This is a genomic window from Halomonas sp. 141, assembly GCF_002810305.1.
GTDB classification, from domain to species: domain Bacteria; phylum Pseudomonadota; class Gammaproteobacteria; order Pseudomonadales; family Halomonadaceae; genus Vreelandella; species Vreelandella stevensii.
The window spans coordinates 1-269 of record NZ_PINZ01000172.1; the positions used below are offsets into that span (position 1 = coordinate 1).

2 pseudogenes are annotated in these 269 nt (G+C 62.5%); both read left to right on the plus strand.

What is annotated here, in order from left to right:
- Positions 1-79: pseudogene (locus CWI66_RS17875) on the plus strand (electron transfer flavoprotein subunit beta/FixA family protein); the annotation flags it as partial.
- Positions 80-93: 14 nt separating this feature from the next.
- Positions 94-269: pseudogene (locus tag CWI66_RS17880) on the plus strand (electron transfer flavoprotein subunit alpha/FixB family protein); the annotation flags it as partial.

The window sequence follows — 269 nt, forward strand, 5'->3', positions numbered from 1 at the left end:
CGAGCGCAAGGGCGGTATCAAGGTCGCCTCGGTGGACGAGCTGATCGACAAACTGAAAAACGAAGCCAAGGTGCTTTAAAAGGAGCTGATCTCATGAGCATTCTGGTACTTGCCGACCTGCATGAAGGTCAGTTGGCCAGCGCCACCGCCCACGTCGTGGCAGCCGCCCAGGCGATCGGTGGCGATATCGATGTACTGGTCGCCGGTGAAGGCGTCCAGGCCGCCGCCGAAGCCGCCGCGACACTCGACGGCGTGAGCAAGGTGCGCGT